The organism is Kitasatospora sp. NPDC098652, from assembly GCF_044760155.1.
Lineage (GTDB): Bacteria > Actinomycetota > Actinomycetes > Streptomycetales > Streptomycetaceae > Kitasatospora.
This window is the reverse complement of record NZ_JBIWAQ010000010.1, coordinates 65,535-84,127: the sequence shown is the minus strand read 5'-3', so window position 1 is coordinate 84,127 and position 18,593 is coordinate 65,535. Positions and strand designations below refer to the sequence as shown.

Annotated in this window: 11 protein-coding genes and 3 tRNA genes; 12 read left to right on the top strand and 2 right to left on the bottom strand. The window is 75.3% G+C overall.

Annotated elements, in window-relative coordinates:
• Positions 1–46: 46 nt before the first annotated feature.
• From ACIQWA_RS22210 to ACIQWA_RS22195, 4 genes are all read left to right on the top strand, one after another.
• Positions 47–1,291: an MFS transporter gene (locus ACIQWA_RS22210; RefSeq protein ID WP_402484923.1), complete on the top strand. Its 1,245-nt coding sequence runs from the start codon at positions 47–49 to the stop codon at positions 1,289–1,291.
• 130 nt (positions 1,292–1,421) lie between these two features.
• Positions 1,422–2,786 carry an FAD-binding oxidoreductase gene (locus tag ACIQWA_RS22205; protein ID WP_402484920.1) on the top strand — a complete coding sequence of 455 codons (1,365 nt, stop codon included), beginning with the start codon at positions 1,422–1,424 and terminating at the stop codon, positions 2,784–2,786.
• Positions 2,787–3,261: 475 nt separating this feature from the next.
• Complete coding sequence (locus ACIQWA_RS22200) at positions 3,262–3,591, top strand: hypothetical protein (protein ID WP_402484918.1); 330 nt, start codon at positions 3,262–3,264, stop codon at positions 3,589–3,591.
• 438 nt (positions 3,592–4,029) lie between these two features.
• The gene (locus tag ACIQWA_RS22195) at positions 4,030–4,806 is read left to right on the top strand and encodes a pyridoxal 5'-phosphate synthase (protein ID WP_402484915.1); all 777 of its coding nucleotides are present in this window, start codon (positions 4,030–4,032) and stop codon (positions 4,804–4,806) included.
• A gap of 58 nt (positions 4,807–4,864) precedes the next feature.
• Here ACIQWA_RS22195 and ACIQWA_RS22190 read toward each other — a convergent pair whose 3' ends face one another.
• Positions 4,865–5,929: an EamA family transporter gene (locus ACIQWA_RS22190; protein ID WP_360227277.1), complete on the bottom strand. Its 1,065-nt coding sequence runs from the start codon at positions 5,927–5,929 to the stop codon at positions 4,865–4,867.
• Between the two features lie 163 nt (positions 5,930–6,092).
• Here ACIQWA_RS22190 and ACIQWA_RS22185 point away from each other — a divergent pair, with 163 nt between their 5' ends.
• Together ACIQWA_RS22185 and ACIQWA_RS22180 are read left to right on the top strand one after the other, a co-directional pair.
• Positions 6,093–6,959, top strand: coding sequence for a DUF1906 domain-containing protein (locus ACIQWA_RS22185; protein WP_402484911.1), 867 nt, complete (start codon positions 6,093–6,095; stop codon positions 6,957–6,959).
• A gap of 214 nt (positions 6,960–7,173) precedes the next feature.
• Positions 7,174–8,835 carry a long-chain fatty acid--CoA ligase gene (locus tag ACIQWA_RS22180; RefSeq protein WP_402484909.1) on the top strand — a complete coding sequence of 554 codons (1,662 nt, stop codon included), beginning with the start codon at positions 7,174–7,176 and terminating at the stop codon, positions 8,833–8,835.
• A gap of 56 nt (positions 8,836–8,891) precedes the next feature.
• Here the strand turns inward: ACIQWA_RS22180 and ACIQWA_RS22175 are convergent, their stop codons facing one another.
• Complete coding sequence (locus ACIQWA_RS22175; protein WP_402484906.1) at positions 8,892–12,323, bottom strand: PAS domain-containing protein; 3,432 nt, start codon at positions 12,321–12,323, stop codon at positions 8,892–8,894.
• A 177-nt stretch (positions 12,324–12,500) separates the two neighbouring features.
• Here ACIQWA_RS22175 and ACIQWA_RS22170 point away from each other — a divergent pair.
• The 6 genes from ACIQWA_RS22170 to ACIQWA_RS22145 all read left to right on the top strand — a co-directional run bounded on the left by ACIQWA_RS22170 (position 12,501) and on the right by ACIQWA_RS22145 (position 18,567).
• A tRNA-Ser gene (locus ACIQWA_RS22170) sits at positions 12,501–12,594 on the top strand.
• Between the two features lie 206 nt (positions 12,595–12,800).
• Positions 12,801–12,876, top strand: a tRNA-Arg gene (locus ACIQWA_RS22165).
• Positions 12,877–12,907: 31 nt separating this feature from the next.
• Positions 12,908–12,983: transfer RNA gene (locus ACIQWA_RS22160), tRNA-Arg, on the top strand.
• Between the two features lie 296 nt (positions 12,984–13,279).
• Complete coding sequence (locus ACIQWA_RS22155; RefSeq protein ID WP_402484904.1) at positions 13,280–16,063, top strand: Ig-like domain-containing protein; 2,784 nt, start codon at positions 13,280–13,282, stop codon at positions 16,061–16,063.
• A gap of 195 nt (positions 16,064–16,258) precedes the next feature.
• Positions 16,259–17,542: an SPFH domain-containing protein gene (locus ACIQWA_RS22150; protein WP_402484902.1), complete on the top strand. Its 1,284-nt coding sequence runs from the start codon at positions 16,259–16,261 to the stop codon at positions 17,540–17,542.
• Positions 17,539–18,567, top strand: a complete 1,029-nt coding sequence (locus ACIQWA_RS22145) for a C40 family peptidase (protein ID WP_402484899.1) — start codon at positions 17,539–17,541, stop codon at positions 18,565–18,567. Before ACIQWA_RS22150 ends, ACIQWA_RS22145 begins: the two co-directional genes overlap by 4 nt.
• The last annotated feature ends 26 nt before the right edge of the window (positions 18,568–18,593 follow it).

Below are 18,593 nucleotides of genomic sequence, written 5' to 3'. Positions count from 1 at the left end.
TCGCGGTTTGCCCTCGACCAGGTCGAGGGCCCTAGCGTCACCCGGCATGACCACCGTGACCTCCGCCGGGGCGGCCCGGCGCACCGCCCTGCCCCGGCCGTACCTGCCCCGGCCGTACCTGCTCTGGCTGGCCGGGGCCCAGGCCGGGCTGCTGGGTGACGCCGCGCTGTCCTTCGCCCTCGGCTGGGCCGCCTCCGGGTACGGCGGCGGGGCGGCCGGGCTGGTGCTGACGGCGGTCACCGTGCCCCGTACGGTGCTGGTCCTGCTGGGCGGGGCGGTGGCGGACCGGTTCGGCGCCCGCCGGGTGATGCTCGCCGGGGACGCGGTGATGCTGGTGGTGACCGCCGGACTGGCGCTCGCGGTGGCCGGCGACCGGGCCGCGCCGCTGTGGCTGCTGGTCGGGGCGGCCGGGGTGACCGGGGCGGTCGACGCGTTCTACCTCCCGGCGAGCGGCTCGATGCCGCGCCGGCTGGTGCCCGCGGACCGGCTGCCCCGGGCGCTCGCGCTGCGGCAGGCCGGCGGGCAGTGCGCGGTGCTGCTGGGGGCGCCGCTGGGCGGCCTGCTGGTCGCCGGGGGCGGGCTCGCGGGCGCGGCGGCGGCGGACGCGGTGAGCTTCGCGGTCGTCCTGCTGGTGCTGCTGCGGGTCCGGCCGGACCGGGACGGGCCCGGTCCGGCTCCCGCCGCCGCCCCGGTGGGCCTGCTGCGGGAGGCGGGGGCGGGCGTCCGGCTGGCCCTGGGGGATCCGCTGCTGCGGGCCGCGCTGCTGCTGACCGGGGCCGCTGCGGGGGCGCTGCTGCCCGTGGTCTCGCTGCTCGGCCCGCTGCTCGCCCGGGCACACGGCTGGGCGGCGGGCACCGCCGGACTGGTGACCGCCGGTCAGGCGGCGGGGGTGCTCGTGGTGGCGGCGTCGGTCGCCTGGCGCGGAGGGCTGCCCCGGCCGGGGGTCGGGGCGGCCGCCGGGCTCTGCACGGCCTCGGCGGGCACCGCGCTGCTGGCGCTGTCCAGCGGTCCGGCGGCGGCGGTGACCGGCAGCACGGTGCTGGGCCTCGGCTCCGGACTGTTCGCCTGCCACCTCGGACCGCTGGTGCTCGGTGGCGCTCCGGCCTCCCATCTCTCCCGGGTGCAGGCGCTGTTGACGCTGGTGCAGAGCCTCGCCCTGGTGCTGTCCACCGGGCTGCTCGGGACGGCGGCGGACGCGACGGGGGTCGTCCCGCCCGCCCTGTGCTGCGCCCTCGCCACCGGGGCGGCCGGGCTGGCGGCCCTCGCCGCCCCGGCACTGCGCCGGGCCTGACCGACCGGCACCGCTCGTCGGCGGGGCGGGTGGCCGCGGCGTGCGGCCGGCTCCGAGGCCCACTTGCCCGGCCCCGGGCCTCGGGGCAGAGTGCGGAGGTGGCGGCGGTGCGCGGTGACTGGAGGCGGCGATGAGTGATCTGACGGACCGACTGGCACTGGGCCTCCCGGCGGAGGCGGTGGTGGTGGATCCGGACGTGACCGCCGCCTACAGCCACGACATGGCGGGCTTCTGCGCCGCCGGTACTCCCGCGGTGGTGGTCTTCCCGGAGACGGTCGAGCAGGTGCAGCACGTGTTGCGCACCGCGACCGAGCTGCGGGTGCCGGTGGTGCCGCAGGGGGCCCGGACCGGGCTGTCGGGGGCGGCGAACGCCGTCGACGGCTGCGTCGTGCTGTCGCTGGTGAAGCTGAACCGGATCCTGGAGATCGACCCGGTGAACCGGGTGGCGGTCGTCGAGCCGGGCGTGGTGAACGCGGAACTGTCGCGCGCGGTCGAGGAGTTGGGGCTCTGCTACCCGCCGGACCCGTCCAGCTGGGAGTCCTGCACGATCGGCGGCAACATCGGCACCGGCGCGGGCGGGCTCTGCTGTGTGAAGTACGGCGTCACCAGTGAGTACGTGCTCGGGCTGGATGTGGTGCTGGCGGACGGCCGGCTGCTGTCCACCGGGCGCCGCACGGCCAAGGGGGTGGCCGGGTACGACCTGACCCGGCTGTTCGTCGGCTCGGAGGGCACCCTCGGAGTGGTGGTCCGGGCGGTGCTGGCGCTGCGGCCCGCGCCGGAGCCGCAGCTGGCGCTGGCGGCGGAGTTCCCCAGCGCGGACACCGCGGGGGCGGCGGTCTGCGCGGTGATGGAGCGCGGGTTGACCCCGTCGCTGATGGAGCTGATGGACGCGGTCTCCGTCCGGGCCGTCAACGAACTGGGGCAGATGGGGCTGCCGGAGTCGACCCGGGCGCTGCTGCTGGTGGCCTTCGACGGGCCGGAGCGGGAGACCGGACTGGCCCGGGTCGCGGAGCTGTGCCGGGAGGCCGGGGCGACGGAGGTGGTCCCGGCCGAGGACCAGGCCGAGTCGGACCTGCTGCTGGCGGCCCGGCGGCTGGCGCTGCCCGCGCTGGACCGGCTGGGCACCACGATGATCGACGACGTCGCGGTGCCGCGCTCCCGGCTGGCCGAGATGCTCAACGGAGTCGCGGCGATCGCCGAGCGACACGCGCTGACGATCGGGGTGGTCAGCCACGCCGGGGACGGCAACACCCACCCGATCGTGATCTTCGATGCCGCGGACCTTGAGCAGACGGCGCGCGCCCAGCGCTCCTTCGACGAGATCATGGCGCTCGGGCTGGAGCTGGGCGGCACGATCACCGGGGAGCACGGGGTGGGGCTGCTCAAGCGGGACTGGCTGGCGCGTGAGCTGGGGCCGGTCGGGCTGGAGCTGCAGCGGCAGGTGAAGGCGGTCTTCGACCCGCTGGGCATCCTCAATCCGGGCAAGATGGTCTGACCGGGCAAGATGGTCCGATTTTCAGGACGGATGTCTTTTCCGCATTTCGCGCCCTTGGTCGGCCCGCATTTTCAGTAGGACTTTCCGATGGTCTGTGAATGGCCGAAAAGTCGACTTGGAAGGGTGATCGAACGTAGCGGGGGCGTGTTTCGATGCGCCTTGCGCCGGGGTGGTGCGCCCGGAGGTTCGTACGGCACCGATGCGCCGTCGTCCGGCGCCCGCCGAAAGGCCGCCGATCGGGCGAAGTGCCAGCTCAGTAGCGGTGTGTCGGCGCACTGTCCGGTTCGGTGCCCGTTATGCGCGGCCTCGGTGGATATCACGCTTACGGGCGAAAACTGATCCGTCGGCTAGTGCTTTGTCGATTTGTTGCGGAAGTCTGTCTCCCGGCGTCGCAGCCCGCAGGTGTTCGTCTGGCCGGCGAACCCCCGCAACCCTGCTCGACCAATGCACGATTAACAGTTTTTTGGAGGCATACATGGCTCGCTTCAACACCCGCCGGGTGTCCGGGATCCTGCTCGCCGCCCCGCTGGCGGCGGGTCTGCTGCTGGCCGGTGCCGGGGTCGCCGCCGCCGACAACGGCGCGGGCGCCGCGGCCGGTTCCAACGCCGGCGTGGTGTCCAACACGGGTACCGGCAACGTCTTCGGCGGCGTCGACGGCAACTACGTCTCCACCCAGCAGACGGCCACCGGTGCCGGCGCCTCGAACCAGAACAACACCGTCGCGGTGAAGGACAACGCGGGCAACGTCCTGGCCGGTCAGGGCAACAAGAACGTCAACGTCATCTTCGCCCCGATCTTCCCCTGACGGCCCCGGGTGCCACTGCCGGCGGGGGCGCCGGAGGTGGACGGCCGCGGGTGAGCTGAACATCCGCGGCGGGGTTCGGAACGGTCACCGGGCGGGCTTCCCGCCCCGGGTGGACCGGGGAGACCGGACGAACGCATGGACCGGCCAGCGGAAAGGGTCGCCGCGAAACCGGCCTCGTGGGCGGTGCCGCCATCGGCACCGCCCACGAGTGCGTCCGGGCCCGGGGTTGCCACCAGCCCCGCCCGCGCGCCCCACCCGTGCGCGCCCCGCGCGCGCCCCGTCCCCGCGAGCGGCCCGGATCCCGCCAGCGAGGGCCCGCGCCCGGAGGCGTCGGTCCACGGCGGTACGGTTGCGCTCCGACAGCGCTCCACGTGCCCGGGCCCGGAACGGACGGCCCGGTCGGGGCGGCGACCGCGGCAATCGGAAGGAAGGCGCGCGATGGCGGCGGAGGACGAGGGCCTGACCGGCCCGGACGGGGCCAGGCCCGTACCGGAGCCGCAGCCGGAGCCGTGCCCGGCACCACTGGACGAGCGCCGGCCCGGGCCGCGGTCCGTCCCCGAACTGCTGCTCGGCCGCCCGCCGATGGCCCGCCCGCTGCCCTCCTTCGACCCCGCGACCGCCCCCGCCGAGCCCGGCCCGCTGTTCGTGGACTGGCTCGTCACCGCCCTGGACGCCGGGGTGCTGGACCCGCAGGCCTTCACCCTCTCCACGGTCGACGCCGACGGCATGCCGGACGCCCGGGTGCTGGTGCTGCGCGACGTGGACGCGGCCGGCACCGGCTGGAACTTCTCCGCGGCCGCCGACAGCCCCAAGGGCCGCCAGCTCGCCCACCACCCGGCCGCCGCGCTGAGCGTCTACTGGCCGCAGCTGGGCCGCCAGGTCCGGGTGCGCGGCAGCGTCGAGCGGGCCGCCGACCTGGTCGCCGCCGCGGAGTTCGCCACCCGCTCGCCCGCCGCCCGGGTCGGTGCGCTGGTCGGCCGGCAGAGCGAGCCGCTGGGTGAGCTGGCCGAGTACGACGAGGCGGTGGCCGTCGCCCGGCGCCGGCTGGAGGCCACCCCGGACGCCGTCGCGCCCGGCCACGCGGTCTACACCCTGTGGGCGCACGAGGTGGAGTTCTGGCAGGGCGACGCCCAGCGCCGGCACGTCCGGCTGCGCTACACCCGCACCGGTCCGGTCCGCACCCCGGAGTGGTCCCGCACCCTGCTCTGGCCGTAGGCCGGCGTCACGGGGCCGGCGCCGCAAGGGTCGACCCCGTCCGGCCGGCCCCGTACGGTCAGCGCCGTCCGGTCAGCGTGGCCCCCACGCTGGCCGCGACCACACAGCCGATCCCGGCCAGCTGTGCCGCGCCCAGCAGCTGGCCGAGCACCACCAGCCCGACCAGGGCGCTGACCGCCGGCTCCAGGCTGACCAGCACGCTGAACACCCGCTGAGGCATCCGCCGCAGCGCCGTCATCTCCAGCGCGTACGGGAGCACCGGCAGCAGCAGCGCCACCCCGGCCGCCGAGGCGAGCAGCACCAACGGCGAGGCGCCGGGGGCGGTCAGCCCGTCCCAGGCCTCGCCGAGCCCGAACGGCGCGAGGAACAGGGCGCCGACCGTCATCGACACCGCCAGCCCCTGGAAGCCCTTGAAGGTGGCGCCGACCTTGTCGGTGAACAGGATGTACAGCGCGTAGCAGCCGGCCGCGCCGAAGGCGTAGAGCAGGCCGACCGGGTCGAGCGAGCCGCCGCCGTCCCCCTCGCCGAGCAGCGTCAGCAGCACGACCCCGGCCGCCGCGAGCAGCGCCCAGAGCAGGTGGCTGGCCCGCCGGGCGAAGACCAGGGCGACCGCGAGCGGGCCGAGGAACTCGATGGTCGCGGCGGTGCCCATCGGCAGCCGGTCGATCGCCCCGGCGAACAGGAGGGTCATCCCGGCGGAGGCCATGCCGAGCAGCGCGGCCGCGGCGAGGTCGCGCGGGCGCTTGTCGCGCAGCCGGGGCCGGGTGACGGCGAGCAGGATCACCGCGGCGAAGCCCAGCCGCAGGAAGGTGGTGCCGCTGACCCCGAGCGGGCCGAACAGCGGCTTGGACAGGGCGATGCCGGTCTGCACCAGGAACATCGCGACCAGACACAGAAGCGGCGCCGGGATCCTGTCCGGGCGCCGCAGGGCCTTGCCGATCCGGCCGGTGGACCGGCCGGGTCGGAGCCCCGGGGGCGCCGTGGAGCCGGGCTCCCCACCTCGTCGCCAGCTGCCCCGCTCGCCGGCGGGCTCGCCCTTGGGGGCGGGCGGCATGGCAAGGGCCTCGGCGACGGCAGCGGCCGAGGCGGGGGCGACGGTTTCGCCGGTGTGGGAGGTGGGCATGCTGACGAGTTTGCCGTAAGGAGTGACCAACCAGCAAGCTCGTTACAACCCGTTCACGGAAACCGGGACGGATGCGGACGGGTGCGCCCGAAAGGGTGGGCTCGAACGGGCCACGCGGCGTGGTGGACGCGTTCATCCGATGGTCCGTCAGTATCAAGGCCGGGTGCGCTATCTCCGCCCAGCGGCCCTCCTCGCCGCCTCCCTCGTGCTCCTGCTGGCCATCGACGGGACGGGTGTGAGCGCCGAGGCCTCCGTCCCGGCCGCCGCCCCGCGCATCCGGGCCGTCCGGCTCCCCGACCGGATCGGGCCGCCCCGGTTCCGCGACCACTGGAGCGGCACCGCCTTCGACGCCTGCACCGCCCCCTCGACCGACGCACTGCGGGCCTGGCGCGCCGCCTCCCCGTACGGGGCGGTCGGCATCTACGTCAGCGGCTCCCAGCGCGGCTGCACCCAGCCCCGGCTCACCGCGGACTGGATCCACCAGGCGCGCGCGATCGGCTGGCGGTTCCTGCCGGTGCACGTCGGCCTCCAGGCGCCGTGCGCCGACCCGAGCCGCAAGCCCAGGCGGATCGACCCGGCCAAGGCCGCCGAGCAGGGCGGGGACGAGGCCGGCGAGGCCGTGCGCGCGATGCGCTCGCTCGGCTTCGGCAAGGGCGCCCCGGTCTACCTGGACATCGAGGCCTACCCGATGCACGACGCCGGCTGCGGCCAAGCCGTGGTCGACTTCGCCCTCGGCTGGACCAGGGCCCTGCACGCGGCGGGCTACCGCTCCGGCTTCTACTCCAGCCTCGACTCCGGCGTCGCCGACCTGGCCGCCGCCGCCCGGGCCGGCAGCGCCCCGCTCCCCGACGCCGTCTGGTACGCCCGCTGGGACGACCACGCCGACACCGCCGGCTCCGGCCCGCTCGACCCGCAGCTCTGGGCCTCCCACCAGCGCGTCCACCAGTACCACGGCAACGTCCAGGAGACCTACGCCGGCGAGACCCTCACCGTCGACCGCGACCAGGTCGACGGTCCGACCGCCGGCTGACCGCGCCACCCCACCGCGGCCAACGGCGGCGAGACGGCGAGGCGAGGCGGCGAGGGAAGGCGGTGAGGGGAGACGGCGCCTCAGTGATCCGTGCAACGGGTTCAGGATGCTGACAGCGGCCGGACGGAACGGCACAATCGGGCACGTCCACGCGCATTACCCCCCGGTAGGAAGTGCCGTGGAACCGCCAGTGCCGCCAGGTCGAGGAGGACCCGTGTTCAGCACGATGCAGGACGTACCGCTCACCGTCGCCAGGATCCTGGAGCACGGGTCCACGGTCCACGCCCGTTCCACCGTCACCACCTGGGACGCGACCGGTCCGGTCGTCCGGACCTACGCCGAGGTGGGCGCGCGCGCCGCGCAGCTGGCGCACGCGCTGCGCGACGAGCTCGGGGTGACGGGCGACGACCGGGTCGCGACGCTGATGTGGAACAACGACGTCCACCTGGAGGCGTACCTCGCCGTCCCGTCGATGGGCGCCGTGCTGCACACCCTGAACCTGCGGCTGCCCGCCCAGCAGCTGTCCTTCATCGTCGACCACGCCGCCGACCGCGTGATCATCGTCAACGGCAGCGTCCTGCCGCTGCTCGCCGCCGTGCTGCCGCAGCTCGCGCCCACGCTCAAGCACATCGTGGTGGCCGGCCCCGGCGACCGCTCGGTGCTGACCGGCTTCGCCGGCGGCGTGCACGACTACGAGGAGCTGATCGCCGACCGGCCCACCGACTACCCGTGGCAGCGGGACATCGACGAGCGCCAGGCCGCCGTGCTCTGCTACACCTCCGGCACCACCGGGGACCCGAAGGGCGTGCTCTACAGCCACCGGTCGATCTACCTGCACTGCATGCAGGTCAACACCGGCGACAACTTCGCCTTCACCCCGCGCGACACCGCCCTGCCGGTGGTCCCGATGTTCCACGTGAACGCCTGGGGCATCCCGCACGCCGCCTTCATGTCCGGCGCCAACCTGCTGATGCCGGACCGCTTCCTCCAGCCCAAGCCGATGGCCGAGATGATCGCCGCCGTCCGCCCCACCGTCAGCGCCGCCGTCCCGACCATCTGGAGCGGCCTGCTGGACGAGCTGGACGCGGGCGACTACGACACCTCCAGCCTGCGCATGGTCGTCATCGGCGGCAGCGCGTGCCCGCCCTCGCTGATGAAGGCCTACGACGAGCGCCACGGCATCCGGGTGCTGCACGCCTGGGGCATGACCGAGACCTCCCCGCTCGGCTGCTTCGCCCAGCCGCCGGGCGGCCTCACCCCCGAGGAGGAGTGGCCGTACCGGATCACCCAGGGCCTCTTCCCGGCCTCGGTCGAGGCCCGGCTAATCGGCCCGGGCGGCGAGCGGATGCCGCACGACGGCGTCTCGGCCGGCGAGCTGGAGGTCCGCGGCCCGTGGATCGCCGGCGCGTACTACGGCGGCGCCGGGCAGGACCCGGTCCGCCCGGAGGACAAGTTCTCCGAGGACGGCTGGCTGCGCACCGGCGACGTGGGCACCATCACCGCCGACGGCTACCTGACCCTCACCGACCGGGCCAAGGACGTCATCAAGTCGGGCGGCGAGTGGATCTCCTCCGTCGAGCTGGAGAACGCCCTGATGGGCCACCCCGAGGTGGCCGAGGCCGCCGTGGTCGCGGTGCCGGACGAGAAGTGGGGCGAGCGCCCGCTGGCCACCGTGGTGCTGCGCCCGGGCGCCGCCGTCGGGCTCAAGGAGCTGCGGGCGTTCCTGGCCGAGCGGATCGCCTCCTGGCAGCTGCCGGAGCGCTGGGCGATCGTCGAGTCCGTCCCGAAGACCTCGGTCGGCAAGTTCGACAAGAAGGTGATCCGGGCCAGCTACGCGGCCGACGAACTGGACGTCACCACGCTCGGCAAGGAGTAGCGGACGCACACCGGAGGGCCGGCCCGTGACGGGTCGGCCCTCCGGTGTGTCCGGGCTCAGCCCGCGGCGGCGACGCCCGCCTCGCCCATCGCGCCGATCCGCCCGAGCAGGTCGACGATCCGGGACTGGACGTCCTCGCTGGTGGAGCGCTCGGCGAGGAAGAGCACCGTCTCGCCGGTGCGCAGCCGGGGCAGTTCGCGCGGGTCGAGGTCCACCGAGGTGTAGACCACGAGCGGGGTGCGGTGCAGCCGGTCGTTGGCGCGCAGCCAGTCCAGCAGTCCGATCCGGCGGCGGCGGATCTGGAACAGGTCCATCACCACCAGGTTGGGTTGCACGCTGCTGGCCCGGGCGACGGCGTCGTTCTCGTCCACCGCGTGCTCGACGTGCATGCCGCGCCGCTCCAGGCTGCTGATCATGGCGGCGGCGATGTCCGGATCGCCCTCGACCAGCAGCACCCGCGGGGCGTGGTGCTCGCCGTCGCGCGGGGCCAGGGCGCGCAGCAGTACGGCGGGGTCGGCGCCGTAGGCGGCGTCCCGGGTGGCCTGGCCGAGGCCAGCGGTCACCAGCACCGGGACCCGGCTGTTGAGCGCCGCGGTGCGCAGCGACTGCAGCGCGGTGCGGGTGATCGGGCCGGTCAGCGGGTCGACGAAGAGCGCCGCCGGGAAGGCGTTCGCCTGGGCGTCCACCTCCTCGCGGGAGCGGACGATCACCGGCAGGTAGCCGCGGGCCTGGAGCGCCTGGCCGGTGGCCGGGTCGGGCTCGGGCCAGACCAGCAGCCGGCGGGTGTTGGCCAGTTCACCGGAGGCGGCCTGCGGCTGCTCGGCGTCCGGGCGGTCGCTCCGGGCGGCGGGCAGTTCGGCCAGCGCGCGCGGCGCGGCCGGCCCGGGCGGCTGCGGGGCGGCGGGCACCGGGGCGGCGGCCGGTCGCGGCGGCGCCAGTTCGGCCAGTCCGCTGCCCACCGGGCGCGGCCCGTCCGGCTCCTCGGCGGCGGACAGCGCGGGCCGGGCCGGCTCCAGCGCGCCGCCGGTCTGCGGAGCGGGTGCTCCGGCCGGGGCGTCCGCTCCGGGCCCGGGCGGTACGGAGAGCCGGCGGCGGCGGCCGGTCGGTGCGACGGCGGGCTCGGCCGGGGCGGGTGCCGGGCCGGTGGGCAGGGCGTGTTCCAGGCCGGGGTAGACCGGGGTGTCGCCCACGCCGGGGAGCGCGAAGCCGCCCGAGGAGTCCTCCGGGGAGGGCAGGGCGCGGCGTCTGCGCGGCTTGGCCTCGCCGCCGTCCTCGGTGACGGCGCCGTTCGGCTGCGGTTCGACCGAGGCGGCGGCGGAGGTGGGAGCGGCGGCGTCGGCGGGCGCCGGGCCGAGCGCCAGCGGCCCACGGCCGGCGGGCCGGCCCTGGGCGGGGCGCGCGCCCTCCACGGGTACGGCGTAGGCGGGGCCGGAGCGGCCGTCGTCCTTGCCCCAGGGGTCGCTCTGCGCCGCCTCCGGGGCGGCCGGGCCGGGGCGGCCGTAGGCGGGGTCGTTGCCGGTGCCGTTCCACTGCTCGGGGACGGCCCGCTCGACCCGGGCGGGGGCGTTCGGCCACTGGTCGGCGGGAGCGGCCGGGGCGGAGCCCTCGGGGGCCCCGGCTTCGGCGGCGGGCCGGCCGCGGCGGCCGCGGCGCTCGGCCGGGGCCTCCTCGGCGGGCGCCTGCTCCGGTTCGGCGGCCTCGCGGGTGCCCGGCGCGTCGCCGGGGCGGCCGGAGCCGGTCGGGGTGCCGGCGGCCGGGGTGGGCCCGGTGGACTCGGCGGCCTCGCCGCCGCTGGTGGGCAGTTGCGGAATGCCCGGCAGCTCGGGCAGGACGGCGCTGTCGCCCTCCTTGGGCCGGTCCGAGCGGCCCTCGGCGGAGGCGCGTTCGGCGGCGGCCTTCGCGGCGGCCGGGTCCAGCGGCAGCTCGACCACGTAGGTGGTCCCGGCCTTGCCGGGCAGCTCGTGCGGCTGGAGCACGCCACCGTGGCGCTCGACCACCGCGCGGGCTATCGGCAGGTGGACGGGGCTGCCGCCGACACCGGGGCCGCGGATCTCGACCCGGGCGACCTCGCCGCGCTGGGCGGCGGCCAGGACGACGGTCGGCGGTTCGGCGGGCGCCGGCGGGGTGGGCGGGCCGCCCAGCCCGGGCGCGGTCAGTCCGGGGACGGCCAGACCGGGGGAGGGGGCGGTGGGCGGGTCCAGCGAGAGGCCGGTGCCGCTGACGTCGGCGACCAGGTGGGCCAGCGCCTGGGCGAGCCGACGCTCGTCGGCGATCACCTCGACCGCGGCGGCGTGCACCGAGAAGCGCACCCGGCCGGGGCCGACCAGCTCGCCGGCCTCCTCGACGGCCCGGCGGACCACCTGGTCCAGGCCGACCGGGACCCGCTTCGCGGCCCCGCGCCCGCCCTTGCCGTCCCGGCCCTCGGGCGGTGCGCCCTCGCCGGCCTCGGAGCGCTGGTGCTCCAGCACGCCGTCGATCAGCCTGCCGAACCGGCGGCACTCGTCGGCGAGCCGCCGCAGGGTCCAGTTGGCCTCGGGCCAGAGCTGCCCGGCCGGGTCGGCGGCGAGGCGGTCCAGTCGCTGGTTCAGCGCGCTCAGCGCGCCGCCGAGCTCGCTCTCCAGGACGGCGGTGAGGTGCTCGTTGCGGGCGACCAGGGCGAGTTCGCGGCTGCGGTCGGTGAAGGTCATCACCGCGCCGACCAGCTCGTCGCCGTCCCGGACCGGGGCGGTGGTGAGGTCGACGGTGACGGGGCGGCCGTCCTTGCGCCACAGCACGGTGCCGCGCACCCGGTGCTTGCGCCCGGAGGTCAGGGTGTCCAGCAGCGCGGACTCCTCCAGCGCCAGCGGGGTGCCGTCGGCCCGGGAGTGCTGGATCAGCGGGTGCAGCTCGCGCCCGCCCAGCTCGCTCGCCCGGTACTCCAGGATGTGCGCGGCGGCCGGGTTGACCAGGACGCAGCGGCCTTCGAGGTCCACGCCCAGCACGCCCTCGGCGGCGGCCCGCAGGATCATCTCGGTCTGCTTGTGCTGGCGGCGCAGCTCGGTCTCGACGCCGAGCCGCCCGGAGAGGTCGCGGACCAGCAGCAGGAGCAGGTCGGAGGACGAGGAGGCGCGGGAGCCCTCGCGGTAGGGCTCGTAGGGGGAGCGCCCGTAGCCGTCGCCGCCGTCGGCGGCGAAGTCGTTGCCGGAGACCTCGACCGGGAAGGTCGTCCCGTCGGTGCGGTGGGCGGTCATCCGGACCGGACGGTCCAGGGCGTCGGCCTCGCGGGTGGCCGGGCGCATCGAGCCCGGGATCCGGCTGGGGTCGAACTCGGGTAGCAGGCCGAGCACGCCCATGCCGACCAGCGAGGTGCCGGGCGCCTGTAGCGCCTGGACCGCCGCGCTGTTGGCGTCCACCACGGTGCCGTTGCTGTTCACCAGCAACAGCGCTTCGGGCAGGGCGTCGAGTATGGCGTCGAGGCGAGCAGCGCCTCGGATCGGCCTGCTGCTCACGTCGACAGGTCTCCTCGGCTCAGGGCAGCTCCTCCGGAATCGGCAGTATCTCATTCTTCTTTGCGGCGGGAGCGACCCGCCTAGTAACGTGGGCGGTGGTTGGTGCCGAGCCCCACGGTTGTGGCATCATCACTGACACACGGAACGAGCCCGCTCGCGCGGGTGTGATCCATGTGGGGAGGCTTCGCCTAGTCCGGTCTATGGCGCCGCACTGCTAATGCGGTTTCGGGGTTATTCCTGATCGAGGGTTCAAATCCCTCAGCCTCCGCCAGCCGGGGAGCCCCGTCGACGATCATGTCGGCGGGGCTCTTCGCATGTCCGGGGCCCGTCGGCCGCCCGGCCGGGACGGGGGCCGCGGGCTGCCGGGACGGGGTCCGCTGGCGGTCGGCCCGGGTCGGATCAATCGATTTCGTCCTGCGTCGCAGGTCATGTAATGTTGTCCACGCAACGCCCCGGGGGCATGGTTCACCAGGGCGAGCGCTCATAGCTCAACGGATAGAGCACTTGACTACGGATCAAGAGGTTGCAGGTTCGAATCCTGCTGAGCGCACCACACTCCGCAAGATCGGGTTCGCCCGTTCCTTGCGCTCATAGCTCAACGGATAGAGCACTTGACTACGGATCAAGAGGTTGCAGGTTCGAATCCTGCTGAGCGCACCAGCGAGAAGCCCCCGGCCACCGGCCGGGGGCTTCTCCGTTTTCCGGGCACGGCTTCCGGAGGCGTGTGACGCCGGTCACTCCAGGGCGGTCCGGGTGGCATCTGGCCCCACCTAATGGATCACATGCGGTCGTTTCGGGTACCTCCCGTCCTACCGCCCGAATGGCCGCCAATCGGGTGGGATGCAGCCAGAAGCACATGTGTCGGAGTATGGCCGGCCCAGGATCGTGGTTCCGTTTGTCAGATCTTGTGCCCAGACTGCCCGCCGCCCCGGCAGCCGACCGTGAAGGAGAGCCGGATGAGCCGACGGTTTCCCCGCACAGCTGCCGCCCTGGCCGTCCTCACGGTCGGGGCGCTGACCGGTTGGAACGCCCCGCTCTCGGTGGCCCGACAGACCCCGGATTCCTGGTCGGCCGAACACCGGGCGGTGCTGCCCTCCGGGCTCTCCGTCCAGTTCGACCTCACGGCCGAGACCGGAACGGCGGTCACCGCCGAAGCGGGCCGATTGGCCGATCGTCCCGGAGGGGGGAGTCCCGTCCGGTACGCGGACGGAATGCACGCCGGAGACCCCGCCCAGACCTTCCTCCTCACCCCCGACCGTCCGCAGCCGGACGGTTCCTGGCGCACCGTCGGAACCCTCCGGCTGGGTTTCTCCCGGCCGGTCCGCAATCCCCGGCTGCACCTCAGCGGACTCGCCGCCGTCGCCACCGGGAGTTCCGGCACCACCAGCACCGCGGCCCGGCTGACCCTCACCGGCGGATCCCCCGCCGCCCCCGGCCTGGTCGGGCGCACCGACTGGCCCGGCTGGACGGTCGGCGGCAACTCCCTGGCGCCCGCGGGCACCGACGGCTCCACCGACGCCGCCGCGGGCTCCGCCGCCGAGGGCACCCTGGAACTCACCGGGACGGTCCGCACCGCGGTCTTCCGGATCGAGCAGCGCTCCACCCCCCGGGCCGGCAGCACCACCGCGCCGCCCGTCCTGCGGCAGGCCTACACCGTCACCGTGGACGAGGAGTTCGGCACCGCGCCGCAGGCCTACGGCAACGCCTCGCACGTGGTCTCCGACCTCTTCCTGGGCGCTGACGCCACCACCCCCGGCCACCGCGACCGCAGCCGCCCCGCCACCGCCTCGGCCGACCGGCCGCTGGTCGAGCTCGACCACGACGCGGTCCGGCGCGGCAACCCCTTCGCGAGCCTGCCCACCGGCCCTTCCGGCAGCCCGCCGCCCCCCAAGCTCCAGCCCGGCCGCGGCGAGTACCAGGGCGCCGACCCCTCGCTCGGCTTCCCGGACCAGGCCGCCATCGGCCGGTACTACCGGGTCACCGTCCCGGTCGCGGTGGGCGACCAGCCCGCCACCCTGGCCGGCTGGATCGACTTCGACCACAGCGGCCGGTTCGACCCCGCCGACCGGGTGCAGACCGAGATCCCGGCCGGTGCCGACACCGCCACGCTGGAGTGGACCGTGCCGGCCGGCGCCGCCTCCGGCGACACCTGGGCCCGGCTGCGGATCGGCCGGGACACCAGCCAACTCGTGCCCTCCGGCGGCTTCGCCGACTCCGGACAGGTCACCGACCAGCGGATCAAGCTGACCGTCGGCGCCGCCCGGCCTGAGGTCGCCGAGCCGGTCGACGGCACCGTGCTGGCCGACGCCCGCCCCAGGATCAGCGGGGAGGGCGCCGTCGCCGGCGCCTCGATGGAGATCCGGGACGGCGACACCGTGCTCTGCCGGGCCAAGGTCGAACGCAACGGCGACTGGTCCTGCCGCCCCGGCAACGCGCTCGCGGCCGGGCCGCACTCCCTGACCCCGGTGGAGACCACCAGCGGCGGCGTGGTGCTGCGCGGCGAGCCCGCCAAGGTCACCGTGAAGACCACCCCGCCGACCGCGCCGGTGCTCACCCTTCCCGCCTACACCAACGACCCGGGGCTGCAACTCACCGGCACCGGCGAGGCCGGCAGCACCGTCTCGGTCACCGACCGGGCCGCCTCCGCACCCTCCTCCGCCTCCGCCTCCGCCGAACTGTGCAGCAGCGCGGTCCGCGCGGACGGCGGGTGGTCCTGCCTGCCGGTCGAGAACCTGGCCGACGGCAGCCACCAGCTCGCCCCCGTCGCCGTCGACGCGGCCGGGAACCGGACGGCCGGACAGCCGGTCGCGCTGGTCGTGGACACCGTGCCGCCGGACAAGCCGGTGCTCACCGCGCCCGCTCCCGGGGAGGTCCTGCGGGTCGGCCGGCCCAAGCTCGCCGGACGGGCCGAAGCGGGGGCGAACGTGCAGGTCGCGGCCGCTCCGACGGCGGGCGGCGACCGTACGGTGCTCTGCGGGGCCACGGCGGCGCTGGACGGGAGCTGGAGCTGCACCGCCAACCGGGACCTGGCGGACGGGGAGCAGTGGCTGACCGTCACGGTCACCGACCGGGCGGGGAACGGGACTTCGGCGGATCCGGTGCGGGTGCGGGTGGCGGCTGTGGGGGTGGTGAGTCCTTCGGCCGTCAGCTCTCCGGCGGTCAGTCCGTCAGTGGCGGTTCCGTCGGGGGCGAGTGCGAGCGCCAGTGCGAGCGTGAGTGCGAGCCCGTCGGCTTCGCCGTCGCCGTCGGCGGTGGTGCCGTCGGCCGTCGGGTCGCCGAGTCCGACCGGGGTGCCGGCGCTCCGGCCGGTTCCGGTGGGGCTGCTGCCGATCGTCGTGCCGCCGGTGGTGCCGTCGGCGACGTCTCTTCCCGCGGTTCCTGCGGCGGCCTCGGCCGGCTCCAGCGCCTCGGCCCGTCCGTCGGTTCCGTTCGTTCCCGCCGCCTCCGTCGCCTCCGCCGTCCCGGCCCCGGGCGTCGGCTCGACGAGAGCCGTGGCGGCCGCGTCGCCCGGCGGCGGACCGGTCGCCGCCGAGCCGCTGTCGGCCGCTGACCAGGGAGGAAGCAGGGCGAGCGGGGCCGCTGCCCGGCCGTTGCCGGCGCCCCCGGCCCAGGCGGCGGCTGCCCAGCCACGGGAGGCCCGCTGGCACGGTCTGCTCGCCGGGGTGCTGCTGGTGCTCGCCGGAATCGGGCTGATCACCCGTCGGGTGTTCGCCCGTGGATCCGGTGCCCGACGGCGCTGACCTGCGCCGAACCGTCCCGACCAACCGACCATGTGCCTGCGCGTCAGGTCAGCTTTGGACGATTAGTCAGTAAATGTCGACACACCTCGGCTCAAATGTCGCATTTGATGACGTATGAACTTAGCCTGACTCTGGCACTGCCCGTCAGATCCGGGCCGCCCGTTGCGCGACACACCAGACCCAGAGGATCCGTGCATGGACGTCACCCGCGATTCTTCGCAGCGACCCGACCACCTGTCCAAGTCGTTCCCCCCGGCCCTGCCGGAACGTTCCGCCTCCGGCGCCAGCCCGCTGCCCAGGGTTTCGACCGTCAAGGCCGCCAAGCCGGTCGGCCCGGTCGGTCCGGGCGACGGCGGTCCGGCCACGGCCCCGATGGCCGTCGTCCCCGCCCCGTCGCCGGCCGGTCCCGCCGACCAGCGGGACCCGCTGGAGACCGCCGCCCCGGAGACCGTCGAACTCCCCGAGCCCGGGCCGGCCGGTGCGCCCGCCGCCGCCACCTCGCGCCGCCCCCCGCGGGCGGACCAGGCGCTGCGCGAGTACACCGCCGCCGTCCTGCCCGGCTGGGTCGCCCTGCTGGTGGTGCTGCTCGGCCTGGCCGCGGTGGGCTACGCGCTGCTGCGCACCGGCGTCGTCCCGCACTGGGACGTGCTGCCCGAACTGCGCAGTCCCGCCGCGCGGGCGAGCGGCCGGGCCGAGATCGACGCCCAGGCCATCGCCGCGGTCGGCGCGGCCGGGCTGCTGGTGGTGTTCGCGCTGGCCGGCCTGCTGGCCAACGCGGGCGGCGAGACCCGGGTGCTGAGCCGCTGGGGCCGCTACCGGGGCACGGTGCGCAGGACCGGGCTGGTCTGGGTCAACCCGCTGCTGCGCCGCCGCCGGGTCGACGTGCGGCTGCGGCACTGGCGCAGCGAGCCGGTCAAGGCCGTCGACCGCACCGGCACCCCGATCGTGGTCCGGCTGCTGATCGTCTGGCGGGTCAAGGACACCGCGCGGGCGCTGCTGGCGATCGAGGACCACGAGAGCTACCTGCGCGAGCAGGTCCAGGCGGTGCTCACCCGCACCGCCTCCACCCTGCCGTGCGACAGCAACGCGGCGCCCGGCCCGGCGCTGCGCGACGGGCAGTGGTTCGCCGACGAGATGACCCGGGCGCTGGCCGCCGAGGCCGCTCCGGCGGGCCTGGAGGTCTACTCGGTGCAGCCGCTGGCGCTGGACTACGCGCCCGAGGTGGCCGAGTCGATGCGCCGCCGTCGGCTGGCCGACCTGGACGCGGGCCTGCGGACCGTCCTGGTCGACGACGCGGTGGAGGCGGCGGCGCTGGCCGTCCGGCGCCTGGAGCGTGCGACCGCGCACGAACTGGACGAGGCCGCCCGCAGCGCGCTGATGGAACAGCTGCTGGTCGCCTTCGTCGCCCCGGCCGGAGTGGCCGCCTCGGTACCGCCCCCGGCCGCCCGGGCCGGGCGGAAGGAAGGACGACCCGCATGAGGATAGCCACCGGCGCGTACGCCGACCCCGGCACCGGTACCGGTATCGGCCCCGACGCCGATACCGGTCTGATCGGCTTCGAGGAGCGCCTGGGCAGCATCCCCGCGATCACGGGCTGCGGCTGCCCGAACTGCGCCGCCCGGCCGCGCACCGCCCGGGCCGCCGCGGTCGGCGGTGGCAGCCGAATAAACCGGGCCGTGCGAGGTACCTGCCTGGCCACCACCGTGCTGGCGGGTGCCGGCGTGGTCGGCCTGACCGCCGGTGCGGGCTCCGCGCACGCGGCGGCCGGCAAGCAGGGCTGGGACGGGTCGAAGTACTGGTTCAAGAACGGCAGCGGCCAGTGGCGTTGGACCAGCCACTACGACGTCTACGCCAGTCGCACCGGCAAGTCCGGCTCGTCCGGTTCCTCCGCCTCCTCCGGTTCCTCCGGTTCCTCCGGTTCCTCCGGTTCGAAGGCCGACTCGAACGGCTCGGCTTCCTCCTGGGGCCTGCGCCAGGGCTGGGACGGGGCGAGGTACTGGTTCAAGAACGGCAGCGGCGAGTGGCGTTGGACCAGCCACTACGACGTCTACGCCAGTCGCACCGGCCAGTCCGGCGGCGGCTCGGAGCAGGGCTCCGGCGGGTCGGGCAGCCGACCGTCCCCGGACACCACCCCGACCTCCGGGAACACCGAGGCGGCCATCGACTACGCGCTCGCCCAGCTGGGCAAGCCGTACGTCTGGGGCGGCAACGGCCCGTCCGGCTACGACTGTTCCGGGCTGGTCCAGCAGGCCTACCGGCGCAGCGGGATAGGCCTTCCCCGGGTGGCCGACGACCAGTACGCGGCGACCACGCCGATCAGCGCGGGCCAACTGCGCCGCGGTGACCTGGTGTTCTGGTCGGACAGCGGCCGGGCCTCGGGGATCCACCACGTGGGGATCTACCTGGGCGGCGGCAAGTTCGTCGAGGCCCCCCGGCCCGGCAGGACCGTCCGGATATCCACGCTCGACTCGGGCTACTACCCGACCCACTTCGGGCGGCCGTAGCCAGGGAACCCACCGGCCCCCGACAG